Consider the following 23,115-nt stretch of genomic DNA (forward strand, 5'->3'; position numbering starts at 1 on the left):
GCGACAAATCGCAGCGCAACAGGCAGGATTCTTGCCATTCGCGATCCAATCTAAAGACGAAATTAACCGTTATATACGTACATTCCCAGCCCATGAGATTACGCATCCCGCCAATCCATGACCGCACACCTCCCGGCTTTGCCATTTTGGGACTGGTCTATTTCCTGTGCGCGCAATTGGGCACCAGTTTTGCCCAGATCGACCACGGCAACAGCTTTCTCTGGCCCGCAGGCGCGGTGCTGACGGCATCGCTGGCCACGGTGTCGACGCGGGTGTGGTATTCGCGGGTGGCCGCCTGCGCGCTGGCCTCGATGCTGGTGACGGGCATCTGGGGCCTTGGCTGGGCCGCGGCGCCGGTCATCGCACTGGCCCATATGTCCGAGGCCGTGACGGCCGCGCTGCTGATGCGCCGCCTTTTGCCCAAGAGCGAGCTGGTAGGATCGCTCAAATGGCTCATGGGACTGCTGTTTGGCGTCTCGGTCTGCACGCCCTTGCTGGGCGCCAGCCTCAGCCTGATCGGCCTGTCGATTGCCGGACATGGCGAGGCGCTGCAGAATTTCCGCAACTGGTATTACAGCCACAGTCTGGGACTGATGATCTTTCTGCCCTGCTTTACCGTGCTGGCTCATTCCCAGCGGCGCGGGCGGCGGTTTCTGTTCGACCGTCCGCGCTGGCCGGTGGCGCTGGGCTTTCCCATGGCGATGGCGCTGGTGGCCACGCTCTGTTTTGCCCAGACGATGATCCCGGTGCTGTTTCTGCCGATCCTGCTGCTGGTGGTCTCAACGGTGTTTGTGGATCTGGCCACGCTCTCGCTGATGTATGTCATTCTGGCGGTGATTGGCCTGTGGTTCGTGCGCGGAGGCGAAAGCACGCTGGCGCTGTCTGGCCACAGCGTCGGGCGGCAATTGCAGTTCCTTCAGGTCTATCTGGCCTCCACCGCGCTGGCCATCATGCCGGTGACCAGCGCGATCCAGCATATGCGCCACCTGCTGGCCCGCCTGCGCGAGAGCGAGACGCGCTATCGCCTGCTGGCCGAAAATTCGACCGACATCATTCTGTCGAGCGACGCGATGGGCAAGATCCGCTTTGCCTCCGCCTCGATCGAGCAGCTTGCACAACAGGAGCCCAAGCGCCTGATCGGTCATTCCGCGCTGCGGCTGGTGGCGCCGCGCCATCGCCGCGCGGTGGTCGAAGCCTATCGCCGCGCGCTCTCGGCCAAGGGCAATGCGGTCGAGGTCGAATTTCTGGGCAAGCCGCGCAAGGCCGCGCCGCGATGGTATGAGGCGCAAATGCGCGCCGTGCTGGATGAGGCCGGACAGGTCGAGAGCGTGGTCAGCGTGGTGCGCGACATGTCCGAGCGCAAGGCCTATGAAAATGCGCTGGCCCGCGCGGCGCTGACGGACGAGCTGACCGGCCTGCCCAATCGGCGCCTGTTCCTCGATACGATCAACGGCTGTATCACGCGGGGGCAATCGGGCTGCGTGGCGCTGATCGACCTCGATTTCTTCAAACAGGTCAATGACCGCTATGGTCATGCGGCTGGCGATGCGGTGCTGCGCACCTTTGCGTCGGTGGCGCGTCAGGGCCTGCGCGGCACCGACATGCTGGCGCGCATCGGGGGCGAGGAATTTGCCCTGCTGCTGCCCGGCGCCAGCATCGAGGTGGCCGAACGCATCTGCGCCCGTCTCGGCAAGACGCTGGCCCATGCCCCCACGATCTATGACGGCAACGAGATTTTCGTGACCACCAGCATCGGCCTCGCCCGCCTTGGCGACTGTGCCGACGCCGCCATGGCCGAGGCCGATCAGGCGCTCTATGCGGCCAAGGGAGCGGGCCGGGACCGGCTTTCCATCGCGGCTTGATCATATGTGATGCACCGGGGCCTTGCTTTCGGGGGCAACAAGCGCCAAATGCGCCCCGCCCCGCGCCGCCCGGCGCATTGTCATCGAAGAGTCGCATCCACCCGCATGACCAGCATCAGCCAACACGCCGCCCCTTCCGACGCTTTCCGCGATGAAACCCCATGGGATGTGGGCGATGACGGAGATACGCTGCATGAAGAATGCGGCATTTTCGGCGTCATCGGCGCGCGCTCGGCCTCTTCGGTTGTGGCGCTTGGCCTTCATGCGCTGCAGCATCGCGGTCAGGAAGCCGTCGGCATCACCAGCTTTGACGGCGGCGAGTTCTTCTCGCATCGCGGCATCGGCCATGTCGCGCATGTGTTCAAGAATCAGGATATCTTTGCCGACCTTCCGGGCATGATGGCTTCGGGCCATGTGCGCTATTCCACCACGGGCGGCTCGGGCCTGCGCAACATCCAGCCGCTATTTGCCGATCTGGCCGACGGTGGTTTCTCCATCGCGCATAACGGCAATATTTCCAATGCGATGACGCTGAAGCGTGATCTGGTTCACAAGGGTTCGATTTTCCAGTCGACCTCTGACACCGAGGTCATCATCCACCTCGTCGCCACCAGCCGATATCCCACGCTGCTCGACCGTTTCGTGGATGCGCTGCGCCTGATCGAGGGCGCCTATGCGCTGATCTGCACCACGCCGGCGGGCATGATCGCCTGCCGCGATCCGCTAGGCATCCGCCCGCTGGTGATGGGCCGCATCGGCAGTTCGGTGGTGTTTGCCTCCGAAACCGTGGCTCTGGACGTTGTCGGCGCCGATTTCGAACGCGAGGTCGAGCCGGGCGAATTGCTGGTGGTCGATCACAATGGCGTGATCTCCAGCCACCGTCCGTTTGGCGATCCGTCCCCGCGCCCCTGCATCTTTGAGCAGGTCTATTTCAGCCGCCCCGATTCGATTCTGGGTGGCCAATCGGTCTATCAGTCGCGCCGCCAGATCGGCGTTGAGCTGGCCAAGGAAGCCCCTGCGGACGCCGATCTGGTCGTGCCTGTGCCCGACTCGGGCGTGCCTGCCGCCATCGGCTATGCGGCCGAGAGCGGCATCCCCTTCGAACTGGGCATCATCCGCAGCCACTATGTCGGCCGCACCTTTATCCAGCCGGGCGACAGCAAGCGCCATGCCGAGGTGAAGCGCAAGCATAATGCCAACCGCGCGCTGGTCGCGGGCAAGCGCATCGTGCTGATCGACGATTCGATCGTGCGCGGCACCACCTCGCTCAAGATCGTGCAGATGATGCGCGATGCGGGCGCCTCCGAAGTGCATATGCGCATCGCCAGCCCGCCCACCGACCACTCGTGCTTCTATGGCGTCGATACGCCCGAGCGCAGCAAGCTGCTGGCCGCGCGGATGGATCTGGAGGCGATGGCCGATTATATTCAGGCCGACAGTCTGGCCTTCGTTTCCATCGACGGCCTCTATCGCGCCGTGGGTCAGCAGGATCGCAACGCGAAGTGCCCGCAATTCTGCGATGCCTGTTTCACCGGCGAATATCCCACCCATCTGACCGACTATGACGCCGATGCGGTGGCGGGCGAGACTGAGGCGTAAACCATGGATCTGTCCGGCAAGATCGCTCTCGTCACCGGCGCAAGCCGGGGGATCGGTGCAGCAACGGCGCAGGCTCTGGCCGCGGCGGGCGCGCATGTCATCATCACCGGCCGCGATGTGAAGGCGCTGGAAGGCGTTGAGCAGGCGATCCACGAGGCGGGCGGCACCGCCACCATCGCCCCGATGGACCTGCTCGAACATGACGCCATCGCGCGCCTGGCCGAGGCCGTGGCGGGGCGCTGGGGGCGGTTGGACGTGATGGTGATCAACGCGGGCATCCTACCTACGCTGATGCCGGTCGTCGATATTGACCAAAAGGCGCTGGGCAAGGCGGTTTCGACCCATCTGCTGGCAACGCAGGCTTTGCTGGCCGCCTTTGATCGCCTGCTGCGCAAGAGCGAGGCCGGGCGCGTGATCGGGCTCACCACGACGGTGGCGACTCAGCCGCGCGCCTATTGGGGCGCCTATGCCGCCACCAAGGCCGCGCAGGAGGTCCTGCTCGACTGCTATGCGCAGGAGGTGGCCAATATTTCCTCGGTCCGCGTGGCGATTGTTAATCCCCGCGCGACCCGCACCGCGATGCGCGCCAAAGCCTATCCGGGCGAAGATCCCAAGAGTGTCAAAGACCCATCGGTCGTGGCCGATGCGGTGGTCGGATTGGTCGGGCAGGATTTCGTCAGCCCGCACCGGATCACTATTAACTAAGATCGGCAACGCTTAATTCATTGCATTTTGCGAAGATGCCTGTGTCGCGGATTACCATCGGCGACCGGGCATGGCGTATTTTGTGCGAAGCGCTGCTGCCCGATCTCTATAGCAGGCGCGACGGGTGGCCGTTCGTGGACATGCCCCTCGCCGCGAACCCCCGCCCGGTCGCGCCTGCTTTTTCCTTCAACCCTTGATCGCCCGATAGGCCGCCAGCGCCCTTTCGCGCCCCTCGACATGGCCGACAATCGGCATCGGATAGGAGCAGCGGCGGCGCGTGATCGGCGTGGGATCGTGGATCTCGCCCTCATCCAATCCGGCCAACTCGGGCACCCAGCGGCGGATATAATCGCCCGCCTCGAATTTGGGGCTTTGCGTCAGAGGCGCCATGATACGGGTGAACTGGTTCGCATCGACGCCCGACCCTGCCGACCACTGCCAGTTGACCGCATTCTGCCCGTAATCAGCGTCGACCAGCGTATCCCAGAACCATTGCTCGCCATGGCGCCAGTCGATCAGCAGATGCTTGATGAGAAAGCTGGCGACGATCATCCGCACGCGATTGTGCATCCAGCCCGACACCCACAATTCGCGCATCCCCGCATCTACAATCGGGTAGCCCGTCATGCCCGCCTGCCATGCTTTCAGATCATCGGGGGCGTCGCGCCATGGCATGGCTTCGAAATCGGGCTTGGCCGAATGGGCGCCGTAATCGGGAAATTCGGCAATGATATTCTGCGCATAATCGCGCCAGCCCAGTTCGGAGAGGAACACGCCCACCGATCCGCCCTGATACATCGCCGCATGCCACAGGGTTGCAGGGCTGATTTCGCCAAAGGCCAGATGGGGCGAAAGGCGGCTCGTGCCGGGGCGCGAGGGGAGATTGCGGCGCTCCTCATAGAGGCTCGAGCAGGGGAGGAAGGCGTCGAGGCGATCCTGTGCGCCGCCCTCGCCCGGCGTCCATTCGGCGCGGAAACCCGGCGCCCAATCGGGACGGGTGGGGAGCAAGTCCCAGTCGCTCAGCATCTCGCTTGCTGGCCATAGGTCCGGTGCGGGGATCCGGGCAGGCGCAGCAACGGGTTCGGCGGGCGGCATCCGCATTTGCACCTGACGCCAGAACGGCGTGTAAATCCGATAGGGCGTCCCTGCCCCGGTCGTCACGGTGCCGGGAGGGATCAGGAAATTTCCGTCATAGAGGTGCAGGTCCAAACCCTTGCGCCGGATCGCCTTTTCCGCATTGCGCCACCATGGCTCGTAATGATGCAACCCATGAATTTCGCGTGCGCCTGTTTCCTGCGCCAATTGGGCCAAAACTTCGGCCGCCGCACCGCGCCGCAGGATCAGGCGGTTGCCCTTGGCCTCCAGATCGCGCGCGAGGCTTTTGAGCGAACCATGCAGCCACCAGCGCGAGGCCGCGCCCAATTTGCGGTGCTTGGGCGTTTCATCGTCCAGTACATAGACCGGGATCACCGGGGCGCCGGACTGCGCCGCCGCTACAACCGCCGCCTGATCGGCAAGGCGAAGATCGCGGCGAAACCAGAGGAGGATGGGAGCTGTCATACGCTGGCGCTAACAAATGTTGCGCCGGGGGGAAGATGGTAGAAGGGGAAGTTTTCTAGAAAGGGCCTCCGGCGGGCAAAGGGTCTCGGACCCTTTGCAATCCGATTATGGGGTGGCGTTTTATCCACGGCGTGCCGCCATGACGATAAAAAGCCTGCGGCGCTTAGCTAAAGGCGCCACAGGCTTTCGATTTCAAAACGCTGCAAAGATCAGCTTTGGTCCAGCCTCTGGCGCCAACCAGTAAAGGGAGGGCAATGGGTCCAAGATCCTTTGCCCGCCGGAGGCATCACCCCAAAATCAAACCCCGCTAAGCGGCCCCTGATCTTCCGGCTGCACTGTCCAGGTCTGCCCCTTGGCCAGCAGTTTGGCGAGGTTGGCCACCTTGCCTTCGCGGGCGACAGCATCCTGACCCAGCATGGCCGATTCATAAGTCGGGCGCGGATCGTCATAGATCACGCCCAGAGCGACCGGGAACAGCGCCATCGGTAGTTCGACCAGCATATGCGCAATCGAACGGTTCTTGACGTCATGCACCAGCACGCCGGCCGCCTGCCAGTCGCCATCGACGACATCGACGATTTCCAGATGCAGTTGGTCGGTGTTCAGGCGAAGGCCCTGCGTACCCTTGTTGAACAGCATGGGTTCACCATGCTTGAGCCAGAGCTGACGCGTATCGGCCACCGCCTTTTCGGTGAAATCGGCAAAGCGGTCCTTGTTATAGACGATGCAGTTCTGGAAGATTTCCACGAAAGCCGCACCCTGATGGGCATGAGCGGCCTTCAGCACTTCACCCAGATTCTTCGACGTATCGAAGCCACGCGCGATAAAGCGAGCGCCCGCGCCCAGCGCAAAGGCACAAGGCTGCATCGGGCGGTCCACGCTGCCCAGCGGGGTGGTCGGGCTGCTGGTGCCTTCGCGGCTGGTGGGCGAATACTGGCCCTTGGTCAGGCCGTAGATCTCGTTGTTGAACAACAGGATCTGGGCGTTGATGTTGCGGCGCAGGAAATGCATCGTATGGTTGCCGCCGATCGACATGCCGTCGCCGTCGCCCGTCACCAGCCAGATGTCGAGTTCAGGATTGGCCAGCTTCAGCCCCGTGGCGAAAGCGGGCGCGCGGCCATGGATCGTGTGGAAACCATAGCTCGACACATAATAGGGGAAACGGCTGGAGCAACCGATGCCCGACACAAACACGGTCTTGGCCGGGTCCGCGCCCAGTTCGGGCAGCGTGCGCTGCACCGCCTTCAGGATCGCATAGTCGCCGCAACCGGGGCACCAGCGAACTTCCTGATCCGATTCCCAGTCCTTGAGGGTCGTCTTGATGGCAGTCATCTCGTTCATCTTCTATCCCCTCAAGCCAGAGCCGCTTCGATCGCGGCTTCGATTTCCGCGATGGTGAAGGGCTGGCCGGAAACCTTGTTCAGCGGACGCGCATCGACCAGATACTGATCACGCAGTACGGTCTTGAGCTGGCCCGTGTTCATTTCGGGCACGATGATCTTGTCATAGCCGCGCAGCAGATCGCCCAGATTGGCGGGCATCGGCCAGACATGGCGGATATGGATGTGCGACACGTCCAGACCCTTGGCGCGCGCGCGGCGCACGGCCTGATGGATCGCGCCATAGGTGCTGCCCCAACCGACCAGCGCCAGCTTGCCGGTTGGCGTGCCCTGCGACACTTCCTGCGCGGGGATGTGGTTGGCGATGCCGTCAACCTTGGCCTTGCGGGCGTCGGTCTGCAACTGGTGCGTGGCGGGCGAGTAATCGAGGTCGCCGGTGTCGGGCGCCTTTTCGATGCCGCCGATGCGGTGCATCAGGTCGGGCGTGCCCGGCTTGATCCACGGGCGCACGCCATTTTCATCGCGCTTATAAGGCAGAACCTTGCCATCGGGATTGTTGTTTTCCTCGAGGAACTTGGCCGGGAACGGCGTGAAGCTTTCCGGGTTGGGCACCTTCCACGGCTCGGCCGCATTGCCGATATAGCCATCGGTCAACAGCATTACCGGCGTCATGAACTGCACCGCCAGACGGCATGCCTCGATCGCGCAGTCAAACGCATCGGCGGGCGAACGCGCGGCAATGACGGGCAGCGGGGTGTCGCCATTGCGACCATAGACGGCCTGATAAAGATCCGACTGCTCGGTCTTGGTGGGCAGGCCGGTCGAAGGGCCGCCACGCTGCGAGTTCACGATCACCAGCGGCAGTTCGGTCATCACGGCAAGACCGATGGCCTCGGTCTTGAGCGCGATGCCCGGCCCCGATGACGAGGTCACGCCCAGCGAACCGGCATAGGAAGCGCCGATCGCGCTGGCGACAGCGGCGATTTCGTCTTCGGCCTGAAAGGTCGTGACGCCAAACTCTTTCAGCTTGGCCAGATTATGCAGGATGGCCGAAGCGGGCGTGATCGGATAACCGCCAAAGAACAGCGGCAATTCGGCCAGTTGCGCACCGGCAATCAGGCCGAGGCTGATGGCATCGGCGCCCGTGATCGTGCGATAGAGGCCCGGCGTCTGGGGCGCGGCCTCGATATGCAGCTTCTTGACCTGACCGCCGATTTCGGCCGTCTCGCCATAGGCATGGCCCGCGTTCAGCGCGGCAATATTGGCGTCGGCCAGCACCTTGTTCTTGGCAAACTTGGTGTTGAGCCAGTCGATCAGCGGCTGACGCGGACGGTCGAACATCCAGAGCGCCAGACCCAGCGTCCACATATTCTTGCAGCGCAGCGCTTCCTTGTTGCCAAGGCCGAAGGGCTTGACCGATTCCATGGTCAGCTTGGAAATGTCGAAAGCCAGCAGGTTCCACTTGGCCAGGCTGCCGTCTTCGAGCGGGTTGCTCTCATACTTGGCCTTTTCCAGGTTGCGCTTGTTGAACTCGCCCGAGTCGGCAATGATCAGGCCACCGGCCTTCAACTGCCCCACGTTGGTCTTCAGCGCCGCCGGGTTCATCGCCACCAGCACGTCGGGCTGGTCGCCCGCGGTCGAAATCTCGGTGCTGCCAAAATTGATCTGGAAGGCCGAAACGCCGAACAGCGTGCCTTGGGGCGCGCGGATTTCCGCCGGAAAGTCGGGGAACGTGGCCAGATCATTGCCCGCCAACGCGGTCGAGAGCGTGAACTGCCCGCCCGTCAACTGCATGCCGTCGCCCGAATCGCCCGCAAAACGCACCACCACCGCTTCGGGTGTGTTGTCAGTCGAACGCCCTTCGTTCGCGCCCGCTTCCAGAACAGTAGCCATCATCGTCCTTCCATACCCGGCCCGAACCGCTGCTGCTTTCGCGCCGAAGGTGATCGCCCTTGGCGCGGCGGCGTCGCATGTGCAATCGAGAAAAACTGTCAGCACAAAAACGCATCATTGGCTTTTGATGCGCTTTCCGGCTGACAATCCTTAACGCCGCCCCAAAGAGCCGCCATGCGCACGGACCTGTCGCAATTGCCCAAAACCTGTTGCGGGCTCTAGTCAAGCGGCAATCGCGATTCTATTGCCACGCGCCCTCACCTTTTCCCCTTTGAAGGCGCGGCCAAGGCGTCTATCCTGCCGCCCTGCAACAAAGAAAGCCTACCTAAACCCATGACCGATCTTGCTTCCCTGCCCTATCGTCCCTGCGTTGGCGTGATGCTGGTGAATGCCCATGGCCGGGTTTTCGTCGGCCGCCGAATCGACCAGCGCGAAAGCGAAGTCGATGGTGAAGGCGATTTCTGGCAGATGCCTCAGGGCGGCATCGACCCTGGCGAGGAATTGCGCACCGCCGCTTTCCGCGAACTGGCCGAGGAAACGGGCGTGGGCGAGGCCCATGCGACGATTCTGGCCCAAACGCGCGAGGAATTGCTCTACGATCTGCCCGATCACCTGATCGGCAAGCTGTGGAAGGGCAAATATCGCGGCCAGCGTCAGCACTGGTTCCTGATGCGCTTTACCGGCCATGACGATGACATCGACCTGAACGCCCACGAACCGGCCGAATTCAATGCATGGAAATGGGCTGAGGCCGATCACCTGCCCGATCTGATCGTGCCGTTCAAAAAGCGCGTCTATCGCGCCGTGCTGGAAGAATTCCGCGCGCTGATCTGATCAATCGGTCTGCGGGGCCGGCTTGGCGGCAACATCGGCCGTGCTGGCCACCTTGGCATTGGGCAGCGCGGCGGGCAACGGCCCCTTGGCAATGGCCGCGATCAGACGGTTGGCCGCCTCGCTGCCCTTGCCGCCAAGGTTCTCGATCTTGGCCAGATCTTCCCGCGCCTTCTCCATCGCGCCCTTTTCGGCCAGCGTTTCGCCCTCGCCGCCCATTGCATCGATATTCTGCGGATCGCGGCTCAAAACGGTGCGGTAATAGTGCAGCGCCTTGCCCTGCATCCCCTGCATCCGCGCCGCCTGCGCCAATGATATGGTGATCCGGCTCGATCCGGGCTGAATGGCCAAGGCCGCTTCAAAGGCATCGGTCGCCTTGTCCACATCGCCCGCATTCAGCGCCACACGCCCCGCCTGCTCCAGCACCGCCGCGCGCGGGTCGAGCACCTCAACCGGGGCCGAATGGCTGCTGCTGGCCGCCACGGCCAGTGCCAGCGAGAGGGCAGCCGAGACGGGGGCAAAACGCATGACTATTTCCTTGGCCGAAACGGGGCGAAACCGCCGGATATCTGGGGAGGCTTCGAACATGACAATCTTGCTACCAAAGGCTTGCGCTTACAACAAGCGGGCGCTGGCAACAAAGAAGCCGTCTGTGCCATCATGGGCCGGAGAAAGGCGGATTCCGGCGCCGCGCACCTCGCCTGCGCCCAAATCCAGCGGCATTTGGGCCATGGCCGGATGGCGGGTCAGGAATGCGGCAAACTGATCCGCGCCCTCCTCGTCCAAAAGCGAGCAAGTGACAAAGACGATCCGCCCACCCGGTTTCAGCAGGCCGACCGCCAGATCGAGCAGACGCGACTGGATGGCTGTAATCCGCGCGAGTTCCGCCTCGGTCAGCCGCCAGCGCGCCTCGGGATTGCGCCGCCATGTGCCGGTGCCGCTGCAAGGCGCGTCGATCAGCACCGCGTCGGACTGTCCCATCAGCGGAGCCAGAGCCTCGGCCTCGCGGTTGGGGTTCATCAGGATGGTTTCGGCAATCAGCGCCCCGGCGCGCTCGGCGCGCGGCGCAAGCCGCGAGAGCCGCGCCCGGTCCACATCACACGCAATCAGCCGCCCGCGATTGCCCATCGCTGCGGCCAGCGCCAAAGTCTTGCCCCCTGCCCCGGCGCAAAGGTCGATCACCGTCTCGCCGGGCTGCGCCTTGACCGCGCCGCAGACCAGCTGCGAGCCGCCGTCCTGCACCTCGATCAAGCCCTGCGTATAGGCGTCCCAGCCCTCGACCGGAGTGTTGGCGGGGAAACGCAAGCCTTGGGGCGCGAGCAAAGCCTCGCCCGGTTCGGGCAGGGCCAAGGAGGCGCGATCCGCCTTGAGCGCATTGACCCGCACATCCAGAGGCGCGCGGCCCAGCAGGGCCAAGGCCGCCTCATCCGCAATGCCGCCCACGGCCAAACGCCGCGCCAGCCAGTCCGGGGCAACCCCGCCCTGCGCCACCTCCTCCGATGGATCAATCGGCGTCGGTGCATGGCGCCCGCCATCGAACAAAGCCGCCAGCGCCGCATCCCCCTGCGCCACGCGCAGCATCGCCGCACGCCCGCCGGCCGGCACCGGGCCGCAGGCGCGGATCGCGCCATAGACCAGCTCGCGCACCGCCCGCCGGTCCTTGCTGCCCGCAAAGCGGCGCGTGCGGAACCATTCGCTGATGATCCGATCCGCCGGAGCGCCTTGCCTGCGCGCCGCCGCAATCACCTCGTCAAGGATCTCAATCGCGGCCTGAACACGGGCTTGAGGAGTCATGGTTTCGAGGCTTCGCCTTTTGGGGTTTTAAAGAAGGATTGAATGCGAGGGACTAGTCCCTCGCGCTCCCATTACTGTCTTTGTTGCGCCACGGGTTTGCCGTCCGGTGTCGGACGCACCGTTCCAATTTGAAAGCCTGCGGCGCCTTTTGCTAGCGCCGCAGGCTTTCAAAAATCATCACACAATCTGGCCCCCATCATCCCCATAATGGGATTGCAAAGGGTCGAGACCCTTTGCCCGCCGGAGGCATGAACCCAAAAAAATCAACGCGTCGGATAATTCGGCGCCTCACGCGTGATGGTCACGTCGTGAACATGGCTTTCCTTGAGCCCTGCGTTGGTGATCTGGACAAAGCGCGCCTTCGTGCGCAGTTCCTCGATCGTGGCGCAGCCGGTATAGCCCATTGCTGCCTTCACGCCGCCGACCAGCTGGTGGATGACATCCTTGGCCGGGCCCTTATACGGCACCTGACCTTCAATGCCTTCGGGCACCAGCTTCATCTGGTCCTTGATGTCCTGCTGGAAATAGCGGTCGGCGCTGCCGCGCGCCATGGCGCCGACGCTGCCCATGCCGCGATAGGCCTTGTAGGCGCGGCCCTGATAGATGAAGGTTTCGCCCGGCGCTTCTTCCGTGCCCGCCAGCAGCGAGCCGACCATCACCGTGCTGGCGCCGGCGGCCAGAGCCTTGGCCGCATCGCCCGACGTGCGCAGACCGCCATCGCCGATCACCGGCACACCGGCGTCGCGCGCCGCGCTGGCCGCTTCCATGATCGCGGTCAACTGGGGCACACCCACGCCCGCCACGATGCGCGTGGTGCAGATCGAACCCGGCCCGATGCCGACCTTGACCGCATCCGCGCCCGCGTCGATCAGCGCCTTGGTCGCCTCGGCCGTGGCGACATTGCCCGCCACCACTTGCGCATGGGGATAAAGCTTCTTCACGCGCTCAACCGAGCGGGCAACATCGCGGTTATGGCCATGGGCGGTGTCGATGATCACCACATCGCATTCCGCCTCGATCAGCGCCGAGGTGCGCTCAAAGCCCTTTTCGCCCACGGTCGTGGCCGCCGCCACGCGCAGGCGACCGGCGGCATCCTTGGTCGCGGCCGGATAGGTCACGGCCTTTTCGATATCCTTGACGGTGATCAGGCCGACGCACTTATAAGCATCGTCCACCACCAGCAGCTTTTCGATTCGACGAGCATGAAGCAGCTTGCGCGCCTCTTCCTGGCTGACGCCCGCGCGTACGGTGGCCAGGTTTTCATGCGTCATCAATTCACGCACCGGCTGGGCCGCATTGTCGGCAAAGCGCACATCGCGGTTGGTCAGGATGCCCACCAGCTTGCCGCTGGCCTCGACCACGGGGATGCCGCTGATGCGGTTGGCCTGCATGATCGCGCGCGCCTCGCCCAGCGTGGCGTCGGGGCCGACGGTGATCGGGTTGACTACCATGCCACTTTCAAAACGCTTGACCGCGCGCACGGCGGCCACCTGTTCCTCGATGGTCAGATTGCGGTGCAGCACGCCAATGCCGCCCATCTGCGCCATGACGATAGCCATATCGGCCTCGGTAACGGTGTCCATGGCCGACGAGATCACCGGAATGTTGAGCGCAATGCCCTTGGTCAGCCATGTGCGCGTATCGGCCATGGAGGGCACGATGTCGCTTTCGGCAGGACGCAGCAGCACGTCGTCGAAGGTAAGGCCGAGAGAGATGTCCATGATCGCCACGCTGAATTCCCATGCTGAAGGGCGTTTGATGAATCCGCCCATCGATTCGTGGCGGCCCATGTAAACAAGCATGGCGCAAAGGGCTAGAGGGGAGTTTAGGCTCTTTTCATGACATTGCGATTTTTAGTGGGCGCAGTTTACCGCGCCGGGGTCAGCGCCACCGCCGTGCAGACCTGATCGCGCCCATTGCGCTTGGCCTCATACAGGGCCTCGTCGGCATGGATCAGCGAGCCGGTCAGGTCGCCCTCGACCCAGCGGCACACCCCGCCCGAGAAGGTGATCGGACGCCCCTTGATCCGGCCGATCGGGTCACCCTGCATCCGCCACGCGATGCGTTCGAGCGCCCAGCACGCCTCGGTTTCGATCACGCCGTTGAAGAAGACCACGAATTCCTCGCCGCCCCAACGCGCGACAATATCGGCCCGCCGCGTCTGTTCCGACAAACGCCCCGCCAGCGCGCGCAGCACGCGGTCGCCTTCGTCATGGCCCATCTCGTCGTTGACCTGCTTGAAATAGTCAATATCGAGAATGGCAAAGCAGCCATGCCGCTGAGATGCAGGCAATGAATTGATCTTCTTCATAAAACCGCGCCGGTTGAGAATGCCGGTCAGCATGTCCTCATGCGCGACCAGATCCAGTTCGCGCATCGCCTTGTCGGTCGAGCGGCGCGCCCGGTGGACGCCATTGTACAGCTTCTGGATAAGATCCTGCGCGCGCGACGTGTCGTGCCCGCCCTGATCCTCCTCCTCGCCTTCCTGATCGCCCAGCGCATCGGCCAGCTTCTCGATCGGCGCCAACAGCGCGCCAATGCCCAGCAGCGCCAGCACCGTCCCCGCCGCCGTGGCCGTCAGCAAGAGCCAGAAAGCCACCGCCGCGATCCGCCCCGTGGCCAACCCCCAGACCGTATAGGCCAGCAAAGGCACATGCGTGGCCACAAAGCACAGAAAGAAAATCCGCATCCGCAACGAGCGCGGAAAAATGAACGAGGTGGCAAGATAGAAATTCATGGCAACCCCTTTTCCCCCAGCGAATGCGGCAAATTTTCCTTGAGCAATGATTCGTATAACTACCGATTAAAAAGGATGACCAACACTGGTTAACAATTCACCATACATTCTTGGCCTTGGCGATTAAAATCCCTCAATTTCAAAAGCAAAACAGCGCGACGGGCGGCTTGGCCCGACGCGCTGTCTTCATCCCGTCCGGGACAGGTCAAAAAATCAGGCGGCGCATTTGATGAATTTGCCCTTGGCGTCCTTGCAAGGCGCCTTCTTGGCCGGAGCCATCGCGGGGGCCGCAGGCTTCATAGAGGGTGCCATGGGCTTCATCGCGGGAGCGGCGGGCTTCATGGCGGGAGCGGCGGGCTTCATCGCCGGGCCGGCCTTGGCCTTGGACGGCATCGCGCCGGGCGTACCGCACTTGGCGAACTGACCCTTGGCGTTGCGGCACTGTTCAGCTTGTGCGCTGGCGGGCAGCGCAACCAGAGCCATCAGAGCCATCGGCAAAAGCAGCTTTTTCATACAATCCCTCCTCGTCGCAGGTTACGACTTGCCTTGGATATGCCCAGCCCGATTGGCCGTCAATGAACCACCCGTTCACGGCACCGAAAGCTTCAGCGTGTGCCCATGACCACCGTGGCCGGAAAGCGTTTGGTATCGGCAAAATACTGCACCAACGCGACATGAAAAGCCACATCTTCGGCCGCCCCGCCCAATTCGAGGCCCGGCTTCACCACGTCCTGCGGGCGGTGATAATCGGTGTCGAAATATTTCTCGAGCCGCGCCAGATCGCCATAGGCGCTGGTCACCATCACGGCGGGCAGATCATGCGACATCAAGGCCCAGCCATCCTGACGGCGGATATAGCGGTTGGGCTCATCCGACGTGGACAGCTTGCGTTTCTGTTCACGCGCCACCGTGGCGATCCCGGTGTCCAGCACCGTCATCCCGCGCCCCACGATCCCCACTGGCGTTCCGGCAGGCGCAATCGCCACCGAGTCGATATTGAACGCGGCCACAATGTTTTTAAGCGGCAGCGGCGGATTTTCCGCAAAAGCCTCCGCCCCCAGCAGGCCGATCTCCTCGCCCGTGGTAAACAGCACGATCACATCGCGATCCATTCCGCCCGGCACTTTCACCAGCCGCCGCGCCACCTCCAAAAGGGCCGCAACCCCGCTGGCATTGTCCACCGCGCCGTTGCAGATCAGATGTTCGGCCGGCGGGCTGGCGCATTGGCCGAAATGGTCCCAATGGGCCAGCAGCAGCACCGCGCCCGATCCCGGCTTGCGCCCCGGAATGCGGCCGATCAGATTATGCGTGCGGATGCTGGTTTCGCGCGTCGTCGCTTCGAAACTGGCCGAAACGTCGAGCAGATGGGGCGCGAAATCAGGCCTGTCCGCCTCGCGCCTCAGGCTGGCCAGAGTGTCCTGCGAGCCCGCCAGCGCCTGTTCCAGCCCCTCGGGCGAAAGGAAGCCCTCCATATCGCCGCCCAGCGCCTCGCTGGCCAACGCATAGCCCTGACGCCGCCGCCGCTCGGCCACACCGGCCAGCGTGCGCTGACCATCGAGCACCGTGACCACCGCCGCCGCCCCGCCCGCCAGCAAGGCGTTCTGGCGCAGCGAAGCATCCGCCCCATAGGGCGCCTCTTTGGCCCCCAGTCCGCCCTGATCATCGAGCAGCAGAGCCACCCGGCCCGCCAGTTCCGCGCGCGGCGGCACGACATTGCCCCGGCCGACAAAATAGAGCGGCGCCCCCTGAACCAAGGCCCGCCGCCCCGAGGTCAGCAGCAGCGCCTGATCCTGATCAAAGGGCACAACGCGCCCTCGCCGCGAAAAGCGCGCCACGCTGCCCGCCGGTTCGCGCGCGACCAGTTTGACCGGGGCATACCATGGATTGGCGGGCTGATTCGTGCCCGACACCAGCCCCATCTCGAACAATTGCCGCCCGATATAGCGCAAAGTCTTGGCCTCGCCATCGGTGCCCGGTTCGCGCCCGCCGTAATCGTCGCTGGCCAGCACGCGGATATGTTCGAGCAATTGCGCCTCGATCTGCTTCTCGCTCCTGCTGTCGGTACGGGCGACGGCAGGCATCGCGCAAAAAGCGGCCAGCAACGCGATCACGGGCGGCACAATGCTGCGCCGCCATCTGCTGTCTGTCGCTACTCGGCCTCGTGTCATCGCGGCTCAGCCTACACAGAACGCTCTGCCCCGCAAGACCGGCGATAACGCCAAAATGGGGAAAATTCCGAAAGTTGCCTCCACGCATCATCGCGCGCTTGCAAGGCTGGGGGAAAATCCCGATCTAGAGCGGCAAGGAGCAGGAACAGTTTCATGCGGCTTGACGATTTCGACCCCAATGATGTGGACATCGAGGACCAGCGCGGACGCGGCGGTGGTCTGGGGGGCGGCTTCGGCTTTGGCGGAGGCGGTCAGGGGCTGCAACTGGGCGGCGGCGGATTGGGGATCGGCACGATCGCGGTCCTGATGATTGGCGCGTGGATGCTGGGCTTCAACCCGCTCAGCGTGCTGGGTCTGGCGGGCGGCGGGCCGGTGGGCGCGCCCGTGGCGCAGCGCCCCGTGGCCGGCGGCAACGATGCGGCCAGCAGTTGCACGGTGGATGCCGCAAGCCGCGAGAGCTGCAACGCACTGTCTTCGCTCAACAAGACATGGCGCACTCTGTTCGAAGGGCGCGGGCACACTTTCGCGCGGCCCCGGCTGGTGTTCTATTCCTCGCGCGGGTCCTCGGGCTGCGGCGCGGCGCAGAGCGCGATGGGGCCGTTCTATTGCCCCGCCGACCACGGCATTTATCTCGACACCGATTTCTATCGCCAGATGGACACCGAACTGGGCGCGACCGGCCAGTTTGCGCGCGATTATGTGATCGCCCATGAATATGGCCATCATGTCCAAAGTCTGCTGGGCACATCGGCCAAGGTACAGGCCCAGCAGGAGCGCAATCCCGACGCCGCCAACCCGCTCTCTGTGCGGCTGGAGCTTCAGGCCGATTGCTATGCCGGGGTCTGGGCCGCGCGCAACCGCGACCGGCTGGAAAAGGGCGATATGGAAAGCGGGCTGAACGCCGCGCATCAGATCGGCGACGATACGCTGATGAAATCGGCAGGGCGCACCCCGGTCGAGGCCGCCTTCACCCATGGCTCCTCTGCCCAGCGGATGGAATGGCTGCGCCGGGGGATGGAGAGCGGCGATCCGGCGAAATGCGATACATTCGGGGCGATCAAAGGATAAGCGACACCTTTTGCCGTCTCGCGCGTTCCAATCGTTGAGAGGAATGCAACATCGGGGCCAGGACAATGACACTTTGCCGATTGATCGCGATTGCGCTGATCCCTTTGCTGGCCACGCCGCGCACGGTTCAGGCCCAGACGGCCACGCCAACGCCAAAGCCCCCGCCCCCCATCACCCGCGCCGCGCCCAGCGTTGAAGATGTTGCAACCACGCCGCTGAGCGATCTCAACATCCGCAAAAAGGGGGTGCCGGACATTCTGATCCGCGCGCAGGCCGCGCCCTATGGCCTGACCGGCATGGGCCGATGCTCGGCCATCCAAAAGGAAGTCAGCAAACTCAATGCCGTATTGGGCGAGGATGTTGATGCCGCGCGGCGCAGCGGGCGCAAGGTCATCCCCGGCAAGGTGGCGCAGGATCTGGTCGGGGGCATTCTGCCCTTTCGCGGCATCGTGCGCGAGATCAGCGGGGCCAATGCGGAAAACCGGGCCTTGCAGCAGGCGATCTATGCCGGGTTTGCGCGGCGGGCCTTTCTCAAGGGCGTGGGGTTGCAGAAGCGGTGCGGCTATCCGGCGCGGCCGGGGTGATTTTCAGAAAAAGTGCCTCCGGCGGGCAAAGGGACTCGTCCCTTTGCAATCCCATTTTTAAGGTGGTGCGAGTTTTGCCAGATTGCGTCATGATTTTGGAGAGCCTGCGGCGCAGAGATGTTACGCCTCATAGCGCCTTGGGCTTTTAATTTTTAGGGCGGCATCCGACACCCCTTGGCCGACGCCATAGCGCAACGATACAGGAATGGGGGTGCGAGGGCCTAGCCCCTCGTATTCAATCCTCCTTCAAAACAAAAAAGCCGAAGGCTCCTCGCCCTCGGCTCTTTTGCATTTCAGACCGAAACCGGCGTCTTAGTAAACGCGCTTCTTCGGCTTGATGTATTCGACGTCGTCGGTCAGCGTGTATTCGTGGACCGGACGGTAGTCGAGCTTGACGTTGCCGCCCTTGCCGCCCCAGCCGTCGAACCAACCCACGGTGTGCTTCATCCATTCCGCATCGTTGCGATCAGGGAAGTCTTCGTGAGCATGGGCGCCGCGCGATTCCTTGCGGGCATGGGCGCCATGCAGCGTGACCGAAGCCTGCGAGATCAGGTTGTCGAGTTCCAGCGTCTCGATCAGATCCGAGTTCCAGATCAGCGAGCGGTCCTTGATCGCAATGTCCTGCATCTTGTCATAGGTCGCGGCCAGCTTGGTCTTGCCTTCGGCCATCAGCTCGTCGGTGCGGAACACGGCGGCGTGGCCCGACATGGTGCGCTGCATCTCGGTGCGGATTTCCGCAGTCGAGCTGCCGCCCTTGGCGTGGCGGAAGTGATCCAGACGGGTCAGCGCCAGATCGGCCGAGTCGGCGGGCAGTTCGGCATGAGCCTGACCGGGCTTCACGATTTCCTTCAGGCGGTGGCCGGTTGCGCGGCCAAACACCACAAGGTCGATCAGCGAGTTCGAGCCAAGGCGGTTCGCGCCATGGACCGACACACAGGCCGCTTCGCCCACCGCGAACAGGCCCGGAACCACCGTGTCGGGGTTGCCGTCCGGCCCGATGGTCACGACTTCGCCGTGATAGTTACAGGGAATGCCGCCCATGTTGTAGTGAACGGTCGGCACCACCGGCAGAGGCTGGCGGGTCAGGTCGACACCGGCAAAGATCTTGCCGCTCTCGGTGATGCCCGGCAGACGCTCGGCCAGCACCTTGGGATCAATGTGATCGAGGTGCAGATAGATGTGGTCGCCATGCGGGCCAACGCCGCGACCTTCGCGGATTTCCAGCGCCATCGAACGCGAAACCACGTCACGCGAAGCCAGATCCTTGGCCGAAGGAGCATAGCGCTCCATGAAACGCTCGCCCTGCGAGTTGGTCAGATAACCGCCCTCGCCGCGCGCGCCTTCGGTGATCAGCACGCCCGCGCCGTAAATGCCGGTCGGGTGGAACTGCACGAATTCCATGTCCTGCAAAGGCAGGCCAGCGCGCAGAACCATGCCGCCACCGTCGCCGGTGCAGGTATGGGCCGAAGTGGCGGTGAAATACGAACGGCCATAGCCGCCCGTGGCCAGCACAACGGCATGGGCCTTGAAGCGGTGGATCGTGCCGTCATCCATGCAGATGGCGATCACGCCAACGCATTTGCCATTGTCCATGATCAGGTCGATGGCGAAATATTCGATGAAGAAGTCGGCGTCATACTTGAGCGACTGCTGATACAGCGCGTGGAGCATGGCGTGGCCGGTACGGTCGGCCGCGGCGCAGGTGCGCTGGACCGGCGGGCCTTCACCCATGTTCTGCATGTGGCCGCCGAAGGGGCGCTGATAGATCGTGCCGTCGGCGTTGCGGCTGAAGGGCACACCGGCGTGCTCCAGCTCGTAAACGGCCGCAGGGGCCTCGCGCACCATATATTCGATGGCGTCCTGATCGCCCAGCCAATCCGACCCCTTGACGGTGTCGTACATGTGCCACGTCCAGTGATCGGGCGTGTTGTTCTTGAGCGAAGCGGCGATACCGCCCTGCGCCGCCACGGTGTGGCTGCGGGTGGGGAACACCTTGGTGATGCAGGCGGTCTTGAGACCGGCTTCTGCGCTGCCCATGGTGGCGCGCAGGCCGGAGCCCCCGGCGCCGACAACCACGGTGTCGTAGGTATGGTCGATGATCTTGTAAGCAGGCGCGGACATTATCTTATGCTCCCAGCGCGAGACGGAGGATGCTGAACAGGCCATAGGCAGCGCCACCAAAGGCGGCCAGGTTCAGCGCGGTCATGGCGGCGAACTTGGCGCCGGCCTCATGAACATAGTCTTCCACCACGACCTGAAGGCCAAGGCGCGCGTGCCAGAAGGTGCTGATCACGAACAGCGCCAGACCGGTCGAGGTCACGGGGCTGATGATCCAGTCGCGCAGCGTGATGTAAGAGAAATTCGGCAGCGCCATCAGCGAGACCGCCAGCCAGCTGGTCAGCACCAGATTGCCGATCGCGGTAAAACGCTGGAGCAGCCAGTGATGCGAGCCCGAATGGGCCGAGCCAAGACCGCGAACGCGGCCGACGGAAGTTCCGTTACCCATCTTCCTATCCCCTTAGCGGGCCAGCAGGCAGGCCCAGAAGGCCGCCGTCAGCAAGATGCCAATGACCGGGCAAAGCGCCGACCAGAAATTGTTGCTTTTCACTTCAAAGCCCGCGCCAATGTCGAGCAGGAAGTGACGGACGCCCGAAACGGCGTGGTTAAACACCGACCAGCTGATGCCGATCAGCACGATGCGGCCATACCAGGTGCCAGCCTGCGCCGAAAACAGCGCATAGGCGTCAGGACCGGCAGCCAGAGTGCCAAGCCAGCAGAGCAGCAGGCCAAGCCCGGCAAACGACGCGGCGCTGCCCGTGGCACGGTGCAAAATCGAGACAGCCATAGCTGGTCCCCAGCGCCAGATCTGCAAATGCGGTGAAAGCGGCCGCGCTTTGCGGGCTTGCGAGGCTTGAGCCATTGCGACGAATCCCCCTTGGGCTGGTTCATGTTGCGTTGCGGGACAGTCCCGCGCGAAGAACCCCTTAGCCAAATCCTTGTCGCGTGCAAGCTTCACAATGAGGCATTGCCGCTAAAGTCGCAATTGGATGGCAAGACCGGGGCATTTGCGCGGCCACTTGGCATCGGCTGGGCTTGGGCCTATCTGCGCGGACATGAACGATGCCAATGACAGCCCTGAATCCGCCGAAAACTGGAAAATCACCGTTTTTGGGCCCCGCAAACAGATCGAGGCGGCGCTGATCGCGCATGAGGACGCCTTTGACTGGGATTTCGAGATCGTGCTGTCGGGCTGCGAAGTGGCCAAGGACAAGCCCGAGGAATGGGTGCTGGAGGCCTATCTGCCGCGCAAGCCGCGCAAGGCGGATAAAAATGCGGTGATCGCGCTGTTTGCCGATGCGACTCCGGAACTGATCATTGAACGCCTGCCCGATATCGACTGGATCACGGCCAGCCAGGAAGGACTCGAGCCGATCGTGGCGGGACGATTCTGCGTACACACGCCCGACCATGCGCCGGTGCCGGGCCTCATTCCTTTTGAAATTCCCGCCAGTCGCGCCTTTGGCACCGGCCATCATGAAACCACTGCCGGTTGCCTGACCATGCTGGGCCATATGAAGGACCAAGGCGTCATTGCGCGCAATGTGGCCGATATCGGGACGGGCACAGGGCTGCTGGCCTTTGCCGCGCTGGAATTGTGGCCGCGCGCCTATGCCACGGCCAGCGACATCGATGCCGCCTGCGTCGGCGTGGTCGAGCATAATTGCGCGGTCAACGGCTTTCCCATGGGCGCCCGCGCGGGCGAGGTCACGATGGTCGTGGCCGACGGCATGGACGATCCGGTGCTTCAGGCGCGCGGGCCTTATGACCTGCTGATCGCCAATATTCTTGCCGGGCCGCTGATCTCGCTGGCACCCGATTTCGCCAAATCACTGGTGCCGGGCGGGCATCTGCTGCTGGCGGGTCTGCTGGAAACGCAGGAGGCGCAGGTGCGCGCCGCCTGTCGCCGGGCGGGGATGCGCCTTGCCGCGCGGATGGTTTCGGGCGACTGGTCGATCCTGTGGCTGCGCAAGCGCAGTTATGCGCGCGTGCATGCTTCGCAGGTCGGGGCTTTGGCGGAGTGGTCGAAGAAGTGGTGAGAGGATGATGCGAGGGACTCGTCCCTCGCGCTCCCATTGCCGGGATTGCCAAGGGACGAGTCCCTTGGCCCGCCCAAGGCAAAACCCTTACTTCGTAAACTTCAGCAAAAACTGATCCGTCTTGTCATGCAGATCGAACACCTTCTTGGTGTGATCGTCCTCTGCATTGGCCAGAGCCTTGCTTTCCCCGGCAAATTTGAAGCCCGCCTTGACCACTTCAGCCTTGACCAGTTCCGGGTCGATGCGGTGCAGCGCGTCCGTATCCGTGGTGCCCGAACCCGATTTGGCCGCGTGATCGCTGACCAGATAGGTGCCGCCCGGCTTGAGCGCCGCCAGCGCCGCGGCATTGGTCGGCTCGGGGCTTTTGCCGGTGTGGTGCAGGTCGTGATAGTTCTGCGTGGTCCAGATCAGATCGACCTTTTCAGGCGGCGCGATCTGCTCGCTCACCAGCAGCTTCACATTGGAATAGGCCGGATTTTTCAGGATCGGATCGAGTCGCGCCAGACGCTCAGGCGGGGTTCCGGCCGGCATCCAGATATAGACCACGCCCTTGGGGCCGACCGCCTTGGAGAGCAGGCGGGTAAAATAGCCGCCGCCGGGCAGCAATTCGCCCACTTTCATTCCGGGCTTCACCCCGGCAAAGGCCAGCAATTCGCCCGGTTTGCGCCCCGCATCGCGCGACACATCGGCCTCAGGGCGGTCCTTGTCGACCAGAGCCGCCGCAATGGCCGCCTTGCCGCCCTGCGCCATGCCATCCTTGGCCAACGCCGCGCCCGGCATCATTACAGCCAGAGCGCCCGCGATCATCCACGCCTTCGACATATCTGATACTCCCCACTTTTATGAGACATGCGGGAGCCTAACCTAACGCGGGGGA

General features: G+C 63.5%; 20 protein-coding genes. 7 read left to right on the forward strand and 13 right to left on the reverse strand.

What is annotated here, in order from left to right; genetic code table 11:
• The first annotated feature begins 92 nt into the window (after positions 1-92).
• The 3 genes from PQ457_RS08780 to PQ457_RS08790 all read left to right on the forward strand — a co-directional run bounded on the left by PQ457_RS08780 (position 93) and on the right by PQ457_RS08790 (position 4,166).
• Positions 93-1,862, forward strand: coding sequence for a sensor domain-containing diguanylate cyclase (locus tag PQ457_RS08780; RefSeq protein WP_273616506.1), 1,770 nt, complete (start codon positions 93-95; stop codon positions 1,860-1,862).
• A 105-nt stretch (positions 1,863-1,967) separates the two neighbouring features.
• A complete protein-coding gene (gene purF / locus PQ457_RS08785; protein ID WP_273616507.1) occupies positions 1,968-3,461 on the forward strand; it encodes an amidophosphoribosyltransferase in 1,494 nt (497 codons plus the stop codon).
• 3 nt (positions 3,462-3,464) lie between these two features.
• Entirely contained in the window at positions 3,465-4,166 is a 702-nt protein-coding gene (locus tag PQ457_RS08790; protein ID WP_273616508.1) for an SDR family NAD(P)-dependent oxidoreductase, read from the forward strand.
• Positions 4,167-4,352: 186 nt separating this feature from the next.
• Here PQ457_RS08790 and PQ457_RS08795 read toward each other — a convergent pair whose 3' ends face one another.
• The 3 genes from PQ457_RS08795 to PQ457_RS08805 form a co-directional block, all read right to left on the reverse strand.
• Positions 4,353-5,726 carry a cryptochrome/photolyase family protein gene (locus tag PQ457_RS08795; protein ID WP_273616509.1) on the reverse strand — a complete coding sequence of 458 codons (1,374 nt, stop codon included), beginning with the start codon at positions 5,724-5,726 and terminating at the stop codon, positions 4,353-4,355.
• Between the two features lie 297 nt (positions 5,727-6,023).
• Positions 6,024-7,067, reverse strand: a complete 1,044-nt coding sequence (locus PQ457_RS08800) for a 2-oxoacid:ferredoxin oxidoreductase subunit beta (RefSeq protein WP_273616510.1) — start codon at positions 7,065-7,067, stop codon at positions 6,024-6,026.
• 11 nt (positions 7,068-7,078) lie between these two features.
• The gene (locus PQ457_RS08805) at positions 7,079-8,959 is read right to left on the reverse strand and encodes a 2-oxoacid:acceptor oxidoreductase subunit alpha (protein ID WP_273619288.1); all 1,881 of its coding nucleotides are present in this window, start codon (positions 8,957-8,959) and stop codon (positions 7,079-7,081) included.
• A gap of 333 nt (positions 8,960-9,292) precedes the next feature.
• Between PQ457_RS08805 and PQ457_RS08810 the strand changes: the two genes are divergently transcribed.
• Complete coding sequence (locus PQ457_RS08810) at positions 9,293-9,793, forward strand: RNA pyrophosphohydrolase (protein WP_273616511.1); 501 nt, start codon at positions 9,293-9,295, stop codon at positions 9,791-9,793.
• On the opposite strand, the gene PQ457_RS08815 is transcribed toward PQ457_RS08810, so the two are convergent.
• The 6 genes from PQ457_RS08815 to PQ457_RS08840 all read right to left on the reverse strand — a co-directional run bounded on the left by PQ457_RS08815 (position 9,794) and on the right by PQ457_RS08840 (position 16,402).
• The gene (locus PQ457_RS08815) at positions 9,794-10,378 is read right to left on the reverse strand and encodes a tetratricopeptide repeat protein (RefSeq protein ID WP_273616512.1); all 585 of its coding nucleotides are present in this window, start codon (positions 10,376-10,378) and stop codon (positions 9,794-9,796) included.
• Positions 10,379-10,405: 27 nt separating this feature from the next.
• Positions 10,406-11,584, reverse strand: a complete 1,179-nt coding sequence (locus PQ457_RS08820; protein ID WP_273616513.1) for an RsmB/NOP family class I SAM-dependent RNA methyltransferase — start codon at positions 11,582-11,584, stop codon at positions 10,406-10,408.
• A gap of 263 nt (positions 11,585-11,847) precedes the next feature.
• On the reverse strand, positions 11,848-13,305 hold the full coding sequence (gene guaB, locus PQ457_RS08825; protein ID WP_273619289.1) for an IMP dehydrogenase: 1,458 nt from the start codon (positions 13,303-13,305) through the stop codon (positions 11,848-11,850).
• A gap of 146 nt (positions 13,306-13,451) precedes the next feature.
• Positions 13,452-14,321: a GGDEF domain-containing protein gene (locus PQ457_RS08830; RefSeq protein ID WP_273616514.1), complete on the reverse strand. Its 870-nt coding sequence runs from the start codon at positions 14,319-14,321 to the stop codon at positions 13,452-13,454.
• A gap of 213 nt (positions 14,322-14,534) precedes the next feature.
• Complete coding sequence (locus PQ457_RS08835) at positions 14,535-14,834, reverse strand: hypothetical protein (RefSeq protein WP_273616515.1); 300 nt, start codon at positions 14,832-14,834, stop codon at positions 14,535-14,537.
• Positions 14,835-14,926: 92 nt separating this feature from the next.
• Positions 14,927-16,402 (reverse strand): M28 family metallopeptidase, encoded by a 1,476-nt coding sequence (locus PQ457_RS08840; protein ID WP_273616516.1) that lies wholly within the window; start codon positions 16,400-16,402, stop codon positions 14,927-14,929.
• 240 nt (positions 16,403-16,642) lie between these two features.
• Here PQ457_RS08840 and ypfJ point away from each other — a divergent pair, with 240 nt between their 5' ends.
• Entirely contained in the window at positions 16,643-17,557 is a 915-nt protein-coding gene (gene ypfJ, locus PQ457_RS08845) for a KPN_02809 family neutral zinc metallopeptidase (RefSeq protein ID WP_273616517.1), read from the forward strand.
• Positions 17,558-17,622: 65 nt separating this feature from the next.
• Positions 17,623-18,141: a hypothetical protein gene (locus PQ457_RS08850; protein ID WP_273616518.1), complete on the forward strand. Its 519-nt coding sequence runs from the start codon at positions 17,623-17,625 to the stop codon at positions 18,139-18,141.
• Between the two features lie 312 nt (positions 18,142-18,453).
• Here PQ457_RS08850 and sdhA read toward each other — a convergent pair whose 3' ends face one another.
• Genes sdhA through sdhC form a run of 3 tightly spaced genes read right to left on the reverse strand, consistent with a single transcriptional unit; the run spans position 18,454 to position 20,986 of the window.
• Positions 18,454-20,262, reverse strand: coding sequence for a succinate dehydrogenase flavoprotein subunit (gene sdhA / locus PQ457_RS08855; RefSeq protein WP_273616519.1), 1,809 nt, complete (start codon positions 20,260-20,262; stop codon positions 18,454-18,456).
• Positions 20,263-20,266: 4 nt separating this feature from the next.
• Positions 20,267-20,647 (reverse strand): succinate dehydrogenase, hydrophobic membrane anchor protein, encoded by a 381-nt coding sequence (sdhD, locus tag PQ457_RS08860; RefSeq protein ID WP_168604525.1) that lies wholly within the window; start codon positions 20,645-20,647, stop codon positions 20,267-20,269.
• 12 nt (positions 20,648-20,659) lie between these two features.
• Positions 20,660-20,986 carry a succinate dehydrogenase, cytochrome b556 subunit gene (gene sdhC / locus PQ457_RS08865; protein ID WP_337958464.1) on the reverse strand — a complete coding sequence of 109 codons (327 nt, stop codon included), beginning with the start codon at positions 20,984-20,986 and terminating at the stop codon, positions 20,660-20,662.
• 268 nt (positions 20,987-21,254) lie between these two features.
• Between sdhC and PQ457_RS08870 the strand changes: the two genes are divergently transcribed.
• Positions 21,255-22,238, forward strand: a complete 984-nt coding sequence (locus PQ457_RS08870; protein ID WP_273616520.1) for a 50S ribosomal protein L11 methyltransferase — start codon at positions 21,255-21,257, stop codon at positions 22,236-22,238.
• Positions 22,239-22,325: 87 nt separating this feature from the next.
• On the opposite strand, the gene PQ457_RS08875 is transcribed toward PQ457_RS08870, so the two are convergent.
• Positions 22,326-23,060, reverse strand: a complete 735-nt coding sequence (locus tag PQ457_RS08875; RefSeq protein WP_273616521.1) for a class I SAM-dependent methyltransferase — start codon at positions 23,058-23,060, stop codon at positions 22,326-22,328.
• Positions 23,061-23,115 lie beyond the last annotated feature (55 nt).

The sequence above is a fragment of the Novosphingobium humi genome (assembly GCF_028607105.1).
Lineage (GTDB): Bacteria > Pseudomonadota > Alphaproteobacteria > Sphingomonadales > Sphingomonadaceae > Novosphingobium > Novosphingobium humi.